This window comes from Priestia sp. 3CA3 (assembly GCF_056836725.1).
Genome location: NZ_JBXENJ010000009.1, coordinates 111068 through 128814, shown reverse-complemented (window position 1 = coordinate 128814; position 17747 = coordinate 111068). Strand labels below are relative to the sequence as shown.

Genomic DNA, 17747 nt, shown 5'->3' with positions numbered 1-17747 from the left:
AAGTTTTACCAAAAAATCCAAGGGTATTAATACTATAACAAGCTAAAAAATGATAATACCTAGGAGGAATAGAAAATGACAAAAAATGTAGTAGGTACGTATGATTCAGAAGAGGCCGTTATTACAGCGATTCGAAATTTAAAAACACAGGGATATCCGGACAGTGCACTTTCTGTTTTGACAAACAGTGGTCCGCATCATGAAAATACAGAAGTGATTGAGCGTTCTGCAGGAATCGATGTGCAAACAGTTGATACAGATCAACACTCAAAGCACCATCAATCCTTTATGGAGAAAATAAAAAATGCTTTTACTTCGTCTGAAGAAAAAATGGATCAAGATGTTAATCGAATCGAAAATCAATTAACCGAATATGGTGTACCTGCTGCGGAAGCTTCCTCGTATGTATCTGATCTTAAAAAAGGAAAAGTTTTGCTGATGGTAGACGCAGTTGAGCATGATAAACACAATTTAGCTCTAGGACAAACCGTGACACCTGCTGAAAAATCAGCTGACCCAATGAATGAAAAAATGTTATACGGCAATCACGAAAATAAAATAAGGTAATGTTGAAGGAACTAAATAAGATAATAAAAGACTGCGTTCTTAAATAAAAGCTAGTTAACGAAAGGAAGGAGACCGATGAGAAATCTAGAAAAAACGGAATATGAACTTGACTATTTAAAACAGCAGCAAGAAGTTAATCAAGAGCTCATCAAAGTTTCACAGTCTCTTGTCGCTACGTTAAAACAGTATGAAGAAGAACCGACCAATACAGAAGTGTTAGCTGTAATCGCTGATTTAGAAGGTCAGCAAGAACAGCTCAAAGCAAAGACCGAAAAGATATCTGAAGAGCTTGCACATTTATAAAGTGAGATAAAAGAAGTTCCTATAAAAGGAACTTCTTTTTATGTTTTATTATACACAGTCTATTGTGAGAGAAAGAGAATCTTATATAACCGGATGTGAACGTTATGGGGGTAGTGATTTTGTTTTAGATACATATAGATGAGAAGGAACGCGATAAGACATTATATAAAAATGGGAAAAAGGAAGAACGGTCATTCGCTCTTCCTCCAGCCGTATTGCTTATGATAGTGATTTAGAAACGTCCGCCGCCAAGTTGCTGTTCAGCCATTTGCACAAGGCGTTTTGTGATTTCTCCGCCTACTGAGCCGTTTGCGCGTGCAGTTGTGTCAGGACCAAGAGTTACGCCAAATTCGCTAGCGATCTCATACTTCATTTGATCGATTGCTTGTTGAGCACCGTGTACTGCTAATTCGTTGCTGCTCTTATTTCTGCTGTTTGCCATCATAATCAACTCCTTTTATAAGGTTAAGATTATGATTTGATTAATAGATAGTTTTTATACATAAAATAAAAAAATTTTTTCAAGGACTTATAGAATATGCTTATTGGAATATAGTTACAAAGTTTTCCACTAGGTAACGGAAAATAATTATGTGTAGAAAGAGAGAGGTCACGTAAAATAGAACACAAGTAAGTAAGCGGTTACATATTATTCGAAATAGAATGAGAATGTTAATATTCCTATTCTAATTTAAAAGGAGGAGTCCATCATGTATCAAACATTAAAAAAATATGTACTATTGGCTGTTACATGGAGTCTAGCAATTGGCATTGTACTCTCTTATGAGAAAGAAGCGCTTGCGAAACAGGCGCACGAAAAAGCTACATCTTATCGTACAGTGACAGAGATATATAACTGGGGAGCGGTGATCACAAAAATTATTATTGACTTAGGTGAACCTGTTCCAACCAATTCACTTACAAAAGAAACGTTTAAGGTGCATGTGGCTCGAAGTGATAGTCGATTAAAACCGTCTTTATTGGAACAAGGAGATCGTACAATAAAAAAAGCCTATGTATCCGATAAAGATGGACAACCAGCCGTACATACTGGAAAATATGCAGTTTTAGAAATGGAAGTTGGACCAGCTGTTTCATTAGGAGCACCACTAAATTATGATGAATATGGTACAGGGTTAAATGCATGGATAGACAGTCAATATACCATTACCCAGCAAAAAGATATCGTAACAAAAAAAGGAAAGTTGTCAGGGCTTGTAGTGAAACAGTTTAAGGGAGAGAAAAGAGAGCTCGTAGATGATTTTACCATTCAAAAAGGTATATATTATAATATGGAATTGGCATACGCAAGTTACGCGCCGAAAAAAGATAAGAAAAAGAATCCGTTAATTATTTGGCTGCATGGAGGAGGAGAGGGAGGAACAGATGCAACAATTCCCTTATCTGCCAATAAAGCTGTTAGCTTTGTCACAAATGAAACTCAGGCTTATTTTAAAGGCGCCTACGTTTTAGTACCTCAAGCGCCAACGAAATGGATGGATGGTTATACAGGTGAAGCGGATGGAACTTCGATTTATAAAGAATCACTGATGGCACTAATTCAAGAATATGTTGCTAAAAATCCTGATATTGATCCCAATAGAATCTATATCGGAGGAGCATCTAACGGCGGATATATGACTATGCTTATGATTCGTGATTATCCAAACTATTTTGCAGCAGCATTTCCAGTATGTGAAGGACTAAATGATAGATTAATTACGGATCAAGATCTTGAAAAGATGAAAGAAACGCCTATTTGGTTCGTAGCCGCTAAAAATGATACGGTTCTTCCACCAACGATTAACACTCTTCCAACTTATGAACGTTTGGTGAAAAGCCATGCAAATAATGCTTATTTATCACTATTTGAAGATGTGCATGACACCACGGGTTTATACAAAAATAATGATGGTTCGCCCTATCAGTATAACGGGCATTCATCTTGGATATATCTGTATAATAATGAACCCAACGCTAAAATAAATGGAGCTACAACAACCATAATGAAATGGATGAGCAAGCAATCGTTGAACAACAATTAATCATTTATCAAAAAGCTGTTTCAAGTAGAGCAGCTTTTTTATGTCTCTTTTAAAGCTAAAGCATATATCTAAAATAAACGATTGAATACTTTCGTGATAAAATAAGGAAAGAGATCACGAAGAAAGGAACAGTGAAAGTGAAACCAACCATTTACGATGTTGCGAAAAAAGCAGGGGTATCGATAGCCACTGTATCCAAAGTAATCAATCAGACAGGCCGTATTAGTGAAAAAACGATAAAAAAAGTAAATGAAGTAATGATGGAATTAGATTATCAGCCTAGCAGTGTTGCAGCTGCGTTAACTGGGAAAAAGACATACACAATTGGCGTGCTAGTTCCTGACATCTCTAATCCTTTTTTCGCAGAGGTAGCAAGAGCTTTTGAGAATAGTGCCAGAGCAGCGGGATACACGCTTTTTTTATGCAGTACGGATCATCAAACAGAACGTGAGCATGAATACATAGATCTTTTATTCAAAAAGCAAGTAGATGGAATTATTATCGCAACCGAACTAAATGATACGAAGCTCGTAAAGAAAATTGTGAAGCATGATGTACCACTTGTATTGTTTTCAGTTGATCATCCTTCTATCTCAACGCATGTAGTGACAATTGATAACGTTCGCGGAGGATATATCGCAGGTACGTATTTAATAGAAAAAGGTCATCAATCGGTAACGATTATCACTGAAAAAGATAGAAAAAGCAGTGAGGGGCGATTAGCAGGATTTAAACAAGCGCTCACAGAGGCAAATTTATCACTAGAAAATCAGTCCATTATCAGCTGTTATTCAACAGTAGAAGATAGCAGAAGAGCAAGTAAACAGCTGCTTTCTTTGCCTAATAGGCCGACAGCAGTCTTTGCATGTACGGACTTAATTGGAATATCCCTCATAAATGAGGCAAGAAAGCAGGGGCTTTCAATTCCAGGAGATCTGTCGGTAATTGGATTTGATAATACAATTTATGCCGATATTGCTGAGCCTGGTTTGACAACGATTGAACAACCTATTTCGCAGATGGCAACTAGTACGTTCGAACAGCTGTTAAAGTCTATGAAAAAAGAAGAGCATGCAAAGCAGCGAATAACAATTATTCCAGAACTAGTAGAACGTGCGTCGGTAAAAAAGCTATAAAACAGAGAAAAGAAAAAGCTGCATGTGCCTGGGCACATGCAGCTTTTTTACTTAATAATATTTATAGAGAGACCGGATTTTTGACTTCGTTTATTGTTTCGCCTTTGACTGTTGTTTCTGTTGGAATTGTAAGGAAACCCGTTAAAAAAGCTCCAAAGAAATATAGGCAAGCAAAGATCCAGATTACGCCGCCCGTGCCTAAAAGACCTATGAAAATAGTTACAATTAAAGGGCCTACAAAAGCAGAAAGTCCAGATCCTAAATTCAATACGGACATCGCAGCTCCTTTATTCTCTGGAGCTAAGGAAGGCACTAACGCTGTAAGAGGGACATATCCTGCTAGTGTTGCACCGTAACAGCATGCGACAATCATCATTACCCAATAATTATGTCCTACGAATTGAGGTACATAGTAAAGAGCGAGTGTTACAATTCCGCATCCTACTCCACCAAACCATTTGATTGTATTTACCCAGCCAAATTTATCTCCAACAATACCAAAAATAATATTAAAAGCCATATTCACAAAAAACAGAGTGCCCCAGATTTGAAGCCATTCGCTCATTGTGAAATCGTGTTTCATCATATAGGTTGGCAAGAAGACAACAAATCCAAATTGAGCAGCGGAGTTAATAATCTTTACAACTCCACCGATTCCTACTTTAGGGTTCTCAAATGCAATTGTAATCCCTTTCATTAATTCTTTTGTTTTGTTATCGCTTACTTTTTGAACGGTAAATCTGTCTTTATTCATGATAATTGAAAAGATTCCGCCGATCAAAACAAAAAGTAAACCACTCCACAAGGTAGCAATTTCGCCGATTTTAGGAACCATGTAACTGGAATAAAAAGCTCCGATTACGCTTAAACCAAGCTGGAAGACAAACCAAAACCAGCCTACTGCTTTTGAAAGCATTTCCTGGGGCGTGCGGTAAGACACCCAGACCAAGAATGAGTAAGCAAATAAAGGGTAGCCAAATCCTCTAAGAGCATAACAAATTAATATAATTGTGTAATTCATAATATGAAGTCCTATACCTATAAATCCAATTGAACCAATAATAAAGGATATCAAGCCGAATGCCATTGCTTTTCTAGGACCCCACAGCTGAACCAGTACGCCGGAGAACCAGGAAGAAATAGAGACCGTAATACCGTAAACGGTAAAAAGTAAAGCAGCATGTTCAATGGTTAAACCTCTTTCTACAAGATAAGGAGATAACCATCCTTGTTCTAAGCCATCGCCAATCATAAAAACAATAATACCTATGTATCCCCACGTTAAATGAGAAGGGATCCCAATCCTGTCAAGAGCTGTTTTTCTGGAAATAAATTCATTCATTTTTCCACACCACCAGATCGATTATTTCGTTGAAAACATCAAACTAATTTGGTTAAGCGCTTAATCTATTTGATAAAAAGTATACGCTTACATTTTTTAAACGTCAATTAAAATTTTAAATATATCTAATTTTCAATTAAATGATTTCAACAGTGGAAATAGTAGTAGATAAGATTATAATAACTTGCCCTTATTATAAGAATACTTAAATATAGAGAATTCCCTTAATTTTAAGCATAAATAGATAAAAATAAGGTTTTTCATACTGTACCATCAGATGAATAAAAAACAAATATTCTAAATAATCTATAAAAAATGTTGCATTTCAAAAAACAGTATGTATAATTGGAAATAGGAAAGCGCTTAACCTAAAAATAGGTTTGAGCGAATGTTTTCTTAACTTTTAATTAAAGGGGAAAATAAGATGGGGATTCTTACAATTGGAATAATTGGTGCTGGACGAATAGGTAAATTACATGTTGATAATTTAAAATTAATGCCGCAAATAAAAATTAAAGCGGTTTCAGACGTAGTGGTAGATCATTTGCACGAGTGGGCTGCAAGTAAAGGAATTTCAACGTTAACAACAAATTATCAAGATTTATTAGCAGATTCAGAAATTGATGCCGTTTTCATTTGTTCGCCAACGAATACGCACGCATCGATTATTGAAGAAGCTGCTCGAGCGAAAAAGCATATTTTCTGTGAAAAGCCCGTTAGTTTTTCAGTAGAAGAAACAATCCAAGCGTTAGAAGTAGTAAAAGAACACGGCGTACAGCTTCAAGTTGGCTTTAACCGACGATTTGATCCCAACTTTAAAAAAGTGCATGATCTTGTACAGCAGGGAGAAGTAGGACAGCCGCACATTTTAAAAATCACCTCCAGAGATCCTCAGCCTCCGAGTCCAGAATACGTCCGCGCTTCAGGAGGATTGTTCATGGATATGATGATTCATGATTTTGATATGGCTCGTTATGTAATGGACAGTGAAGTAATTGAAGTATCGGCTTACGGGACGACGCTCATCGATCCTGCTATTGAAGAAGCAGGGGATATAGATACGGCAATTGTGTCATTAAAATTTGCAAACGGAGCTTTAGGCGTGATTGATAACAGTCGTCAAGCTGTCTACGGTTACGACCAGCGCCTTGAAGTTTTTGGTGAAAAAGGTTCCGCTACTGCTGATAATTGCCGTCCAACTACAGTAGAAATATCAACAGGCGAAACTGTAGTGAAAGAGAAGCCGCTATATTTCTTCCTTGAACGCTATACACAAGCATATATAGATGAAGTAACACAGTTTGCAAGAGCAATTATGGAAAATCAAAGCGTAATTTGTACAGGTAACGATGGATTACAGGCAGAACGAATTGCTAAAGCAGCAAAAAAATCTTTACTATCAGGGCAGCCAGTGAAGATTGAACATAAAAAATACGCAGTGAATTAATGATAGAAATGTGGGCTGAAAGAGAATATCTTGCTCTTTTCGCCTTTTTAGGAAAGCGCTTAACTAAGGAGGAGTAAAGATGAATCCGCTTGTTTTTAAAGAAAATCGTGAGTTAGATTTTATCGCTATCGGTCGCTTATGTATTGATTTAAATGCAAATGAAACACAGCGTCCAATGGAAGAGACTAAAACATTCACTAAATATGTAGGAGGCTCTCCAGCTAATATTGCGATTGGAGCAGCAAGGCTAGGCTTAAAAACCGGTTTTATCGGAAAAGTATCAGATGATCAAATGGGCCGCTTCATTACTGGGTATCTTCAAAAAAATAAGATTAATACAGATAGTATTGCTGTCGATAAAACAGGGGCTGTAACGGGGCTTGCTTTTACGGAAATCAAGAGCCCTACAGATTGCAGCATCTTAATGTATCGAGATAACGTAGCGGATTTAAAACTAGATCCTACAGAAGTATCAGAAGAATATATTAAGAAGTCAAAGGCTCTTTTAATATCTGGAACCGCTCTTGCACAAAGTCCTTCTCGTGAAGCTGTATTTCTAGCATTAGAATACGCACGCAAGCATGAAGTTGTAGTGTTTTTTGATATTGACTATCGTCCATATACATGGGAATCGGAAGCTGAAACGGCAGTCTATTTTAATTTAGCTGCTGAAAAATCAGATGTGATTATTGGTACGCGAGAAGAGTTTGACATGATGGAAAAACTTTTAAATTATAAAGAATCTAATGATCAAGTAACAGCAGAGCGCTGGTTTTCTCACCATGCTCAAATCGTCGTGATTAAGCATGGTGGAGAAGGATCTATTGCCTATACAAGAGATGGTAAGTCTCACCGTGGAGGAATATTTAAAACAAAAGTTCTGAAAACGTTTGGTGCTGGTGATTCCTATGCTTCAGCCTTTATTTATGGATTGATGCAAGGACTGGAAATTCCACAGGCAATGCGATTGGGGGGGGCCTCCGCTTCGATTGTCATTTCAAGACACAGTTGTTCAGATGCTATGCCGACAAGCGTTGAGCTCTTCAACTTTATGGAGACAGCAACTGAAGTTTTGCAGGAAGCCTAATAAACCAAGGGAAAATCTTGAGAGATTAAAGGAATAGAAGCTTATTAAAATGAGATAAAGGGAGAGATATTCTATGACGCAAACAGCAGTAAAAACAGTAAAAAACTATATTGGTGGACAATGGATTGAATCAGCTGCATCAAAAACGGAACCTGTGTATAACCCAGCAACAGGTGAATTAATCGCACAGGTACCTCTTTCTACAAAAGAAGACGTAGATCAAGCGGTGCAAGCAGCAAATGAAGCGTTCAAAGGGTGGGCAAAAACAGCTGTGCCTAAACGTGCACGAATTTTATTCAAGTATCAGCAGCTATTAGTAGATAACTGGGATGAATTAGCAAAGTTAGTGACAGTTGAAAACGGAAAAAGCTTTAACGAAGCGCGAGGTGAAGTGCAGCGTGGAATTGAATGCGTAGAATTCGCGGCAGGAGCTCCTACGTTAATGATGGGGAAACAGCTTCCTGATATTGCAACAGATATTGAGTCTGGCATGTACCGCTATCCAATTGGCGTCATTGGAGGAATTACACCGTTCAATTTTCCAATGATGGTTCCTTGCTGGATGTTCCCGCTTGCGATCGCTTGCGGCAATACATTTGTGTTAAAGCCTTCTGAGCGTACGCCGCTGTTAGCTGCAAGATTAGCTGAGCTGTTTGAAGAAGCTGGTTTGCCAAAAGGTGTATTAAATATTGTAAACGGCGCGCATGATGTGGTAAACGGTCTTCTTGAACATAAATTAGTGAAAGCTATTTCGTTTGTAGGTTCCCAGCCTGTAGCTGAGTACGTGTACAAAAAAGGTACGGAAAACTTAAAGCGTGTTCAAGCTTTAGCCGGTGCTAAAAACCATTCAATTGTATTAAATGATGCAGATTTGAACGTAGCAACAAAACAAATTATCGGAGCCGCTTTTGGTTCAGCAGGTGAACGCTGTATGGCAGCATCTGTTGTTACTGTACAAGAAGAAATTGCGGATCAGCTAATTGAAAGATTAGTAGAGGAAGCAAATGATATTGTAATTGGGGACGGCTTAGAAGAAAACGTCTTCTTAGGACCAGTCATTCGTGAAAATCATAAAGAGCGTACGCTCAGCTATATTGAATCAGGCGTGCAAGAAGGAGCGGAGCTTATTCGTGACGGTCGCACAGATGCAGCAGTAAATGGCAAGGGCTACTTTGTCGGACCAACGATTTTTGATCATGTTACGCAAGAAATGAAAATTTGGCAAGATGAAATTTTTGCACCTGTGCTGTCTATTGTACGTGTGAAAACATTAGAAGAAGCTATTGAAGTAGCTAATAACTCTCGATTTGCAAACGGTGCTTGTATTTATACAGATAGCGGCGCAAGCGTACGTGAGTTCCGTGAAAATATTGAATCTGGTATGTTAGGAGTAAATGTAGGGGTACCGGCACCTATGGCATTCTTCCCATTCTCTGGCTGGAAAGATTCTTTTTACGGTGATCTTCATGCAAATGGTACGGACGGCGTGGAGTTTTATACAAGAAAGAAAATGGTAACAACGCGCTGGTAAGTGATTCATTAAAAATCGCATTCCATTTTAAAAGGAGGTATCAGGAATTAAAGATATTCCTTATGCTTCCTTTTTTAAAATCGCAATCTAGTATTAGAAGGGAGAAAGAAGCATGGAAACAGTTAGAATGACGACGGCACAAGCATTAGTGAAGTTTTTAAATCAGCAGTATGTTGAATTTGATGGAAAGCAGCATCAGTTTATTAAAGGGATTTTTACAATTTTCGGGCACGGAAATGTAGTAGGTCTTGGGCAAGCTTTGGAAGAAGACCCAGGAAATCTAGATGTATATCAAGGACGTAATGAACAAGGAATGGCCAATGCAGCGATGGCTTTTGCAAAACAAAAACATCGAAAGCAGATTATGGCTTGCACATCTTCAGTAGGACCAGGTTCGGCAAATATGGTTACAACGGCAGCAACAGCTTCAGCTAATAACATTCCAGTTTTGTTGCTTCCCGGCGATGTATTTGCAACTAGACAGCCTGATCCTGTTTTGCAGCAAATTGAACAGACATATGATTTATCTATTTCTACAAACGATGCTTTCCGTCCAGTGAGTAAGTACTGGGATCGCGTAAGCCGCCCTGAACAATTGATGACAGCTATGATTAATGCGATACGTGTGTTAACGAATCCTGCAGATACGGGAGCTGTAACTATTTGTTTGCCTCAAGATGTGCAGGGAGAAGCATGGGACTTTCCAGCTTATTTCTTCCAAAAGCGCGTTCACCGCATTGAGCGTCGCCTTCCGACTAGGGACAGTCTAGCAGATGCAATTCAAGCAATAAAAACAAAGAAAAAGCCAATCATCATTTGCGGAGGAGGCGTTCGGTATTCAGAAGCTGCAAAAGAGTTAAAACAATTTGCTAGTGAGTTCCATATTCCATTTGGAGAAACTCAAGCTGGGAAAAGTGCCGTTGAAAGCGACTATCGCTATAATCTTGGCGGAATAGGTGTAACAGGAAACTCAGCTGCTAATACAATCGCTAAAGATGCGGATTTAGTAATTGGAGTAGGCACTCGATTTACTGATTTTACAACAGCATCTAAACAGCTTTTTCAACATCCCGACGTGCAATTTCTTACTATTAACACGTCTGAATTTCATGCAAATAAACTGGATGCCGTGAAGCTTGTAGCTGATGCAAAAGAAGGGTTGTTTGCTCTTAGGAAAGAGCTCATGTCAATTGGCTATCAGTCTGGTTACACGACAGAAATTGCAAGTGCAAAAGACGCATGGGAAGCAGAATTAGAGCGTCTACATAGCATACGTTTTACAGGGGCAGATTTCATTCCAGAAATAAAAGGTCATTTAGATGAAAGCTTAGCTGAATATGCAGAATCACTTGGTACTCAATTAACGCAAACAGAAGTAATTGGAGAGGTGAATAAGCTCCTTGATGACAACTCCGTCATTGTTGGTGCAGCTGGAAGTCTTCCAGGTGACTTACAGAGAATGTGGAAGTCTAATAAACCCAATACCTATCATATGGAATATGGATATTCATGTATGGGATATGAAGTATCAGGTGCACTTGGAGTTAAGCTGGCTGAACCAGCTAAAGAAGTGTATGCGATGGTTGGAGATGGAAGCTATCAAATGCTGCATTCAGAGCTCATTACAAGCCTTCAAGAAAGAAAAAAGATAAATATTTTACTGTTTGATAACTCCGGATTTGGATGTATTAATAATCTTCAAATGTCAAATGGAATGGGGAGTTTTGGAACAGAGTTTCGCTATCGAAACGATGAAACAGGAAAATTAAACGGAAACGTGATGAAAATTGATTTTGCAGCCAGCGCCGCAGGCTACGGTGTAAAAACATATCGTGTAAGCTCTCTTGAAGAACTAAAAACGGCAATGGAAGATGCACAAAAACAAGAGACTTCTACATTAATTGATATTAAAGTGCTACCCAAAACTATGACAAACGGTTATGAATCGTGGTGGCATGTAGGAGTAGCAGAGGTATCTGAAAATCACCATGTACAAGAAGCCTATAAGGATAAAGTGAAAAATCTTGAAATGGCCAGAGGTTATTAACAAGCAAGAGAAATGGCCGATGTTGAGGGGAAACATTCGGTGAATATAATAGCGTTTTCAATTTGATATAGGGGAGAGGAAGACATGTTCAAGGAAAACACGGTCAAACTGGGGATTGCTCCAATCGCTTGGACAAATGATGACATGCCTGAACTAGGAGCTGAAAATACATTTGAACAGTGTATCAGTGAGGTGGCTTTAACAGGTTTTAAAGGAAGTGAGGTAGGAAACAAATATCCGCGAAATGTTTCGATCTTAAGGAAGGCATTATCACTTCGGAATTTAGAAATTGCAAGCGCATGGTTTAGTACATTTTTAACGACAAAGCCGCTGGAAGAAACGGTGACGCCATTTATTGAACATCGCGATTTTTTATACGAAATGGGAGCAAAAGTAATTGTTGTATCTGAACAAGGACACAGCATTCAAGGGATGATGGATGTACCTTTATTCAAAGAAAAGCCCGTGTTCACGCCAACAGAGTGGAGCAGCCTTATAGAAGGCCTGCACTATCTTGGGAAACTAGCAAGAGAGAAAGATATGCATATTGTCTATCATCATCACATGGGAACAGGCGTCCAAACAACAGAAGAAATTGAGCAGCTAATGGAGCTTACCAATCCAGAGCTTGTTTCGCTCCTATTTGATACCGGTCATCTTGTTTTTTCAGGCGAAGAACCTCTTTATATCTTAAAAAAATATCTTCATCGTATTAAACATGTTCATTTGAAAGATATTCGCCAAGAAGTAGTTGATCGAGTCAAACAACAAGACCTGAGCTTCTTGCAAGCGGTAAAAGAAGGAGCCTTTACTGTTCCAGGCGACGGAGTTATTGAATTTGATGAAGTATTTACTACGCTTGCCGCTTCTGATTATAACGGCTGGTTTGTCGTAGAAGCAGAACAGGATCCAGCGCTTGCTAATCCTTTTGAATATGCGTTAAAAGCAAGAAACTTTATTAAAGAAAAAAGCGGTCTTTAATTTCTATTGTAAAAGGTTTTACGCCTTTTATATGTTTATGAAAGGAAAGGAGGAGATGAAATGAAGCCAACCATCTATAGTGTGGCTGAAGAAGCAGGTGTATCAATTTCCACCGTATCAAAAGTTATCAATCAAACCGGTCACATTAGTGAAAGAACAAGACAAAAAGTAATTGAGGTTATGGGGCAGTTGAATTACCATCCAAGCGTCGTAGCATCTGCTTTAACAGGAAAGCCTACTAAAACGATTGGGCTTCTCGTACCCGACATCTCCAACCCTTTTTTTGCCGATTTGGCAAGAAGCATAGAAGACCGAAGTCATGAGCGAGGTTTCCATGTTGTAATGTGTAATACCGATAACGATGCGGAAAAAGAGAAAAAATATCTATCGCTGTTAATTCGTCAGAGAATCGACGGTTTAATTGTAGCATCTGCTTTTCGCAATGCTAATCTTTTAAAAAATATGCTGAAGCAAGATATACCCATTAGCGTTATTGCTTCAGAAATCCCTCACATATCTGTTAATACAGTGACAGTGGATGACTATAAGGGAAGCTATTTGGCGACTGATTATTTGCTATCTTTGCATCATAAAAAAATTGCGATTATTACAGAAAATGCAAAAAGTAATCACGCCCGTTTAGATGCTTTTCGAGATGCCATGCAAGAAAATGGAATCACTGTGTTACCTCAGCACGTTATTACGACCGAAGCAAGTATTCAAAAAGGATATGAAAGTGCTAAGCAAATTTTTTTAATGAAGGAGAAAGTGACGGCTATTTTTGCTTGTAACGATTTACTGGCTATTGGCGTCATACAAGCGGCAAAAGAATTCAACATTGATGTGCCGAATGACTTATCAGTGATTGGCTTTGATAATACCGTTCTTTCTACTACCATCACGCCCATGTTGACGACGGTAGCACAACCGACAAAAGAAATGGCTGTAAACGTAGTGGATTTGCTGGTTAGAGAAATGGAATACTCAACGATGCATAAAGAACATTTACTTCTTGAGCCGAAATTGATTGTCCGGAAATCGACGGCTCCGTTACGAAGAAACGCCACAGCATCTGCAAATAATTGAATACAATCAAGAGTATTGCTGTTAATAAAAACTCTTCACAGTCACATATTCAAAAGAATGTATAAAGTCTATGAAGAAAAAATGAGTGATTAGTAAATTCTGATTGTGCTACTACATAAAGGAGGAAGTTAAACATGCTAGGTAAATCAGGTGAATTAAATAAAGGATACAACGTACTTACAGAAATGGCCGGTCAGCACAAAGATATGCTGATGGATATTGGGATTTATAATATGTCTCAAGGAAAAGAGGAAACTTTACTAGACAGCAGCAATGAAACGGCTATTCTTTTACTAGAAGGAAAGGTAAAGCTAGAGTGGGAAGGACATTCCAAAGAAATTCAGCGTGAGTCTCTTTTTGAAGAAGAGCCTTGGTGTTTGCACGTTTCGAAAAATGTGGAGGTTAAAATTACCGCGCTTGCCAATAGTGAAGTACTAGTTCAAAAAACGGATAATGAAAAAGAATTTTCATCAAAATTATATACGCCTGAAGACTGTCAAAATACAGCAGCTGGTGAAGGAGTATGGGAAGGTACCGCTCAGCGTGTCATTCGGACAATCTTTGATTATAATAACGCTCCTTATTCTAACCTTGTTATTGGAGAAGTTATTTCTTATCCAGGAAGATGGTCGAGCTATCCGCCTCATCATCATGATCAGCCTGAAGTATATTACTATCGTTTTGACAAGCCGCAAGGATTTGGCTGTGCAATGGTTGGAGAAGATGCATACCGTGTAGTTGATAATAGTTTTATTACAATTCCAGGTGAATTAGATCATCCTCAAGCAACGGCTCCCGGCTATGCGATGTACTTCTGCTGGATGATTCGCCATCTTGACAATAATCCATGGACAGACCGTATTATGGAAGAAGAGCATAAGTGGTTATTAGAGCCGGATGCAAAAATTTGGCCTGAAAAATAAATAAAACTCTTTATACAAAATGAGTTTCACATGTTGAAAAACCTCGAATAAAAAAATAATTATGCGTAAAATAATAGTTTATTTTTGTAAAATTTGTTTTTATATGTTAAAGTATAGCTTGTATTAATATTCAGGCGATGATATCGCTCTTTTTGGCAGATTCCTTTTTTAGGAGTCTCTTTTTTTTCTAAACAGAAGCAAGAGATCGTATGTCAATCAAAAAAAAGGAGATAAGCGTAGCCGCTTATCTCCTTTTCTTTTTAGCATTATCTAACGCTAAGTTCTTTTTCACTACTTTTTCTAAAGCAACTTCCACGTGAACATTTTTTTCATCGATGTCATTCACAAGCACGACGGTTCCTTTTCGTCCTTTAATCTTTAAATCATCACCCGTAGAAGGAATGTTTTCCCTCAGCTGGCTTAATAGAAGCTTTCTGTTTTCAAAAAAGTGGACAGCCACCATTTTATCTCACCTAATTTCATATGATATGTGTGATACAAAGATGTATATATGAAATCCTTCCTATACGTTATGTCGTCAGGGGTGGTTTTAGAACACGTTGAATAGACAATTGTTGCATCGATATATGAAATAAATAGGGTGGCATAGTTATAAATCTTCTATTCTTGGACATACTTATACTACTAATCTAAAAAGGGATGTGGATGAAAATGAAGGTGGCTATCGGATTAAGTGTATTTACGGTCTTTACAGGAGCAATTGCGTTAGGGTCAGTTTACTTTTTAGCAGGGATCTTTTCGTTTTTCTTAACGGTTTTTTCATAAAAAAATCCACCAAGAGGTGGATTTTTTTATTTAGCAGCGGCTTTTGTTTCATGAGGCGAATTGCCGATAAATCCAAATTTTCCGCCGACAACTTCTTTTACTTCGTGGATGACAATAAAAGAATTCGGGTCAATTTGCTGGATTTTCTTTTTAATTTTTAATAACTCGTTCTTTTTAATAACAACGTAGATAATGCGTTTATCTTTGTTGGCGTAGTAGCCATATCCATAAAAGATGGTAGCTGCATTTCCAAATTCACTGGTGATCACTTGCGCAATGTCTTTGTACTGATCAGACATAATCGTCATTGCTTTTTTGTTGTGGAAACCTTCGATAACAACATCGACGATTTTAGCACAAAGATAGACGAATATAAAAGTATAGAGGGTATTGTTGACGCCAATAGCAAAAACCGATGCTAAAATAATGACGCTGTCCATGTAGAACATGCTTTTCGAGATATTGTAGCCTTTTGTGTAGTTTAATAAATAAGCTAAAAGAGTTGTGCCGCCGGTAGATCCATCCGCGATAAAAATGAGTGCCAGTCCTGTTCCCATTAGTAAAGCCCCGAATACAATTCCTAAAATCATGTCGTGAACGTGAAAAGGAATATAGCTGACCAGACCTAAGAAAACGGACGTCATGACAGCTCCTAGAATCGTATAGAGAATCGTTTTTTTAGTTAGAAATTTATAAGCTAAGGAAATGAATACAAGGTTCACAAGAAATGTGCTGATACTTGTAGGGATATGAAATAAATAATATAAAACAAGAGCAATACCAACCGTACTTCCGTCACCTAATTTATTTGGAATGACGAAAAAATCAATGGATGCAGCAACTAAAAGCGCTCCGGCAATAATTAAAATGATGTCTTTATAGATTGTTTTCAATATGCAGACCTCCCTGATTATTAGGATATTTTCATGTGTAATCTTGTTTTTACTAGTGTTTCACAAATGATAAAATAAAAAACGTCTTAGAAATTGTCTAGTTATAAAACTGATCAACTTCTAAGACGAAGAATTACGATACGTGTATAATGTCTTGAGTCTGCTTTTCTATGCTTCGATGTCACCGATTATATAAACCTCTGACCGCTATGTCAACGCTATGAGAGATGTTCAACTTTTCAAAAAATAGAAGGCGGTTTCCTACATAAAAAAAGAATCCTTTGCGACGGCGCAAAGGATTTTCAAATTTATTGGAATAGGGGGAATACGTTATTAGGATTACCATTCTCATAAACTAATATACCTTTATTTTTTTAAAAAATTTATTTGTTAATGACGATTGAAAGTTTGTAATTCACATGCTGATTTAGCTCTGTCAAAAAAGCATTTAGTTCTTCATTTGAATGAAATTTGCATTCTAGTAAGTAGCAGCCATCGCCGCTGATTTTAAAGTTGTTGATGACGTACTTCTTCTGACTTTCTACAAATGTAAGGTAGGGGTGGTGATGAATGCTCTGCGTATAGATATTTAAAAATGCATGGACGGTGTAGCCAAGTTTTCGTTCATCAATGTTAATTGTATAGCCTTTGATAATGCCTTCATCTTCTAACTTTAATACTCTAGCAGAAGCGGCTTGTCCGGTTAAATGCACTTTTTCTCCTAATTCTTTCATCTTCATACGTCCATTTTTTGATAGCTCTTCTAGTATGCGCTTATCTGTATTATCTAACATCGCTACAAATCCTTTCGTATTTCAAATCAAAAGGGTTAACTACTTTATGTCACCTATGTATACGGATACGTCTTCTATTTTATACTAAAGAAAAGTAAGAAAAAAGAGCAGTCAATATGGAAGACATGAAAGCAGCAGTAGTTTGCAAACAGCTAGATTGACGAAAGCTTAAGCTTGCTGTATGATTCTTTGAGTGTTTACGTGGTTCGTAACCATCCCACGTTAAAAAACTAAGGAGAGAATAGTAAGATGAATATAAGAACACTTTGCGTCAACGGTCTTTTAGCAGCTATGTATATTGCTGTTAGCATGTTAATTCAGCCGTTTGGCTTCACCAATATCCAATTTCGTATATCAGAAATGTTCAATCATTTGATTGTATTTAATAAAAAGTACGTGTACGGCATTGTACTAGGGGTATTTCTGACGAATTTGTTTTTTTCACCAATGGTCGCTTATGATCTGGTGTTTGGGGTAGGACAATCTGTACTATCATTACTCATTACCATTTTTTCTATGCGCTACATTAAAAATATGTGGGCTCGTATGCTTATTAATACACTTGTGTTTACGTTTACGATGTTTATTATTGCGTTTGAACTGCACCTAGCATTTGATTTACCATTTTTCTTTACATGGTTAACAACAGCTGTTGGTGAGTTTGTGGTTATGCTTGTTGGAGCACCAATTATGGCGGCCATTAATAAACGTGTACAATTTAATAAGTTAGTTGGATAAAAAGATGCGGCTGTGATAAATCTCACAGCCGCATCTTTTTA

The 17747-nt window shown here is 37.7% G+C and carries 17 protein-coding genes and 1 riboswitch; of the genes, 12 read left to right on the top strand and 5 right to left on the bottom strand.

Annotated elements, in window-relative coordinates; translation table 11 throughout:
* Positions 1–75: 75 nt before the first annotated feature.
* On the top strand, positions 76–567 hold the full coding sequence (locus AC1VNJ_RS22020; RefSeq protein WP_182029530.1) for a general stress protein: 492 nt from the start codon (positions 76–78) through the stop codon (positions 565–567).
* 75 nt (positions 568–642) lie between these two features.
* A complete protein-coding gene (locus AC1VNJ_RS22015) occupies positions 643–870 on the top strand; it encodes a hypothetical protein (protein ID WP_028414355.1) in 228 nt (75 codons plus the stop codon).
* A 232-nt stretch (positions 871–1102) separates the two neighbouring features.
* Here AC1VNJ_RS22015 and AC1VNJ_RS22010 read toward each other — a convergent pair whose 3' ends face one another.
* A complete protein-coding gene (locus tag AC1VNJ_RS22010; protein ID WP_016762907.1) occupies positions 1103–1312 on the bottom strand; it encodes an alpha/beta-type small acid-soluble spore protein in 210 nt (69 codons plus the stop codon).
* A 268-nt stretch (positions 1313–1580) separates the two neighbouring features.
* Here AC1VNJ_RS22010 and AC1VNJ_RS22005 point away from each other — a divergent pair, with 268 nt between their 5' ends.
* Both AC1VNJ_RS22005 and AC1VNJ_RS22000 read left to right on the top strand, forming a co-directional pair.
* Positions 1581–2915 (top strand): prolyl oligopeptidase family serine peptidase, encoded by a 1335-nt coding sequence (locus AC1VNJ_RS22005; RefSeq protein ID WP_482641298.1) that lies wholly within the window; start codon positions 1581–1583, stop codon positions 2913–2915.
* A 137-nt stretch (positions 2916–3052) separates the two neighbouring features.
* Positions 3053–4051: a LacI family DNA-binding transcriptional regulator gene (locus tag AC1VNJ_RS22000; RefSeq protein WP_028414353.1), complete on the top strand. Its 999-nt coding sequence runs from the start codon at positions 3053–3055 to the stop codon at positions 4049–4051.
* A gap of 61 nt (positions 4052–4112) precedes the next feature.
* Here AC1VNJ_RS22000 and AC1VNJ_RS21995 read toward each other — a convergent pair whose 3' ends face one another.
* Positions 4113–5393, bottom strand: coding sequence for an MFS transporter (locus AC1VNJ_RS21995; protein WP_033580688.1), 1281 nt, complete (start codon positions 5391–5393; stop codon positions 4113–4115).
* 424 nt (positions 5394–5817) lie between these two features.
* Here AC1VNJ_RS21995 and iolG point away from each other — a divergent pair, with 424 nt between their 5' ends.
* The 7 genes from iolG to AC1VNJ_RS21960 all read left to right on the top strand — a co-directional run bounded on the left by iolG (position 5818) and on the right by AC1VNJ_RS21960 (position 14495).
* On the top strand, positions 5818–6840 hold the full coding sequence (iolG, locus tag AC1VNJ_RS21990; protein WP_155008643.1) for an inositol 2-dehydrogenase: 1023 nt from the start codon (positions 5818–5820) through the stop codon (positions 6838–6840).
* A gap of 79 nt (positions 6841–6919) precedes the next feature.
* Complete coding sequence (gene iolC, locus AC1VNJ_RS21985; RefSeq protein WP_028414350.1) at positions 6920–7927, top strand: 5-dehydro-2-deoxygluconokinase; 1008 nt, start codon at positions 6920–6922, stop codon at positions 7925–7927.
* Positions 7928–8000: 73 nt separating this feature from the next.
* On the top strand, positions 8001–9458 hold the full coding sequence (locus tag AC1VNJ_RS21980) for a CoA-acylating methylmalonate-semialdehyde dehydrogenase (RefSeq protein ID WP_028414349.1): 1458 nt from the start codon (positions 8001–8003) through the stop codon (positions 9456–9458).
* Positions 9459–9570: 112 nt separating this feature from the next.
* The gene (gene iolD, locus AC1VNJ_RS21975; RefSeq protein WP_155008644.1) at positions 9571–11505 is read left to right on the top strand and encodes a 3D-(3,5/4)-trihydroxycyclohexane-1,2-dione acylhydrolase (decyclizing); all 1935 of its coding nucleotides are present in this window, start codon (positions 9571–9573) and stop codon (positions 11503–11505) included.
* Positions 11506–11589: 84 nt separating this feature from the next.
* Positions 11590–12486 carry a myo-inosose-2 dehydratase gene (gene iolE / locus AC1VNJ_RS21970; protein ID WP_482641297.1) on the top strand — a complete coding sequence of 299 codons (897 nt, stop codon included), beginning with the start codon at positions 11590–11592 and terminating at the stop codon, positions 12484–12486.
* Positions 12487–12546: 60 nt separating this feature from the next.
* The gene (locus AC1VNJ_RS21965; protein WP_033580685.1) at positions 12547–13572 is read left to right on the top strand and encodes a LacI family DNA-binding transcriptional regulator; all 1026 of its coding nucleotides are present in this window, start codon (positions 12547–12549) and stop codon (positions 13570–13572) included.
* 134 nt (positions 13573–13706) lie between these two features.
* Complete coding sequence (locus AC1VNJ_RS21960) at positions 13707–14495, top strand: 5-deoxy-glucuronate isomerase (RefSeq protein WP_482641296.1); 789 nt, start codon at positions 13707–13709, stop codon at positions 14493–14495.
* 244 nt (positions 14496–14739) lie between these two features.
* Here the strand turns inward: AC1VNJ_RS21960 and AC1VNJ_RS21955 are convergent, their stop codons facing one another.
* From AC1VNJ_RS21955 to AC1VNJ_RS21945, 3 genes are all read right to left on the bottom strand, one after another.
* A complete protein-coding gene (locus tag AC1VNJ_RS21955; protein ID WP_013055227.1) occupies positions 14740–14958 on the bottom strand; it encodes a hypothetical protein in 219 nt (72 codons plus the stop codon).
* A gap of 349 nt (positions 14959–15307) precedes the next feature.
* A complete protein-coding gene (locus AC1VNJ_RS21950) occupies positions 15308–16174 on the bottom strand; it encodes a YitT family protein (protein WP_482641295.1) in 867 nt (288 codons plus the stop codon).
* A gap of 383 nt (positions 16175–16557) precedes the next feature.
* Positions 16558–16968, bottom strand: a complete 411-nt coding sequence (locus AC1VNJ_RS21945; protein WP_221818394.1) for an Lrp/AsnC family transcriptional regulator — start codon at positions 16966–16968, stop codon at positions 16558–16560.
* Between the two features lie 195 nt (positions 16969–17163).
* Positions 17164–17208, top strand: a riboswitch (PreQ1 riboswitch).
* Between the two features lie 9 nt (positions 17209–17217).
* Between AC1VNJ_RS21945 and AC1VNJ_RS21940 the strand changes: the two genes are divergently transcribed.
* Positions 17218–17706: a QueT transporter family protein gene (locus AC1VNJ_RS21940; RefSeq protein WP_028414342.1), complete on the top strand. Its 489-nt coding sequence runs from the start codon at positions 17218–17220 to the stop codon at positions 17704–17706.
* Positions 17707–17747: the final 41 nt, after the last annotated feature.

What these genes read in the sequence shown, in the direction of transcription:
- AC1VNJ_RS22020 (WP_182029530.1), top strand. Translation starts at nt 76, where the DNA reads ATGACAAAAAATGTAGTAGGTACGTATGATTCAGAAGAGGCCGTTATT.
- AC1VNJ_RS22015 (WP_028414355.1), top strand. Translation starts at nt 643, where the DNA reads ATGAGAAATCTAGAAAAAACGGAATATGAACTTGACTATTTAAAACAG.
- AC1VNJ_RS22010 (WP_016762907.1), bottom strand. Translation starts at nt 1,312, where the DNA reads ATGGCAAACAGCAGAAATAAGAGCAGCAACGAATTAGCAGTACACGGT.
- AC1VNJ_RS22005 (WP_482641298.1), top strand. Translation starts at nt 1,581, where the DNA reads ATGTATCAAACATTAAAAAAATATGTACTATTGGCTGTTACATGGAGT.
- AC1VNJ_RS21995 (WP_033580688.1), bottom strand. Translation starts at nt 5,393, where the DNA reads ATGAATGAATTTATTTCCAGAAAAACAGCTCTTGACAGGATTGGGATC.
- iolG (WP_155008643.1), top strand. Translation starts at nt 5,818, where the DNA reads ATGGGGATTCTTACAATTGGAATAATTGGTGCTGGACGAATAGGTAAA.
- iolC (WP_028414350.1), top strand. Translation starts at nt 6,920, where the DNA reads ATGAATCCGCTTGTTTTTAAAGAAAATCGTGAGTTAGATTTTATCGCT.
- AC1VNJ_RS21980 (WP_028414349.1), top strand. Translation starts at nt 8,001, where the DNA reads ATGACGCAAACAGCAGTAAAAACAGTAAAAAACTATATTGGTGGACAA.
- iolD (WP_155008644.1), top strand. Translation starts at nt 9,571, where the DNA reads ATGGAAACAGTTAGAATGACGACGGCACAAGCATTAGTGAAGTTTTTA.
- iolE (WP_482641297.1), top strand. Translation starts at nt 11,590, where the DNA reads ATGTTCAAGGAAAACACGGTCAAACTGGGGATTGCTCCAATCGCTTGG.
- AC1VNJ_RS21965 (WP_033580685.1), top strand. Translation starts at nt 12,547, where the DNA reads ATGAAGCCAACCATCTATAGTGTGGCTGAAGAAGCAGGTGTATCAATT.
- AC1VNJ_RS21960 (WP_482641296.1), top strand. Translation starts at nt 13,707, where the DNA reads ATGCTAGGTAAATCAGGTGAATTAAATAAAGGATACAACGTACTTACA.
- AC1VNJ_RS21955 (WP_013055227.1), bottom strand. Translation starts at nt 14,958, where the DNA reads ATGGTGGCTGTCCACTTTTTTGAAAACAGAAAGCTTCTATTAAGCCAG.
- AC1VNJ_RS21945 (WP_221818394.1), bottom strand. Translation starts at nt 16,968, where the DNA reads ATGTTAGATAATACAGATAAGCGCATACTAGAAGAGCTATCAAAAAAT.
- AC1VNJ_RS21940 (WP_028414342.1), top strand. Translation starts at nt 17,218, where the DNA reads ATGAATATAAGAACACTTTGCGTCAACGGTCTTTTAGCAGCTATGTAT.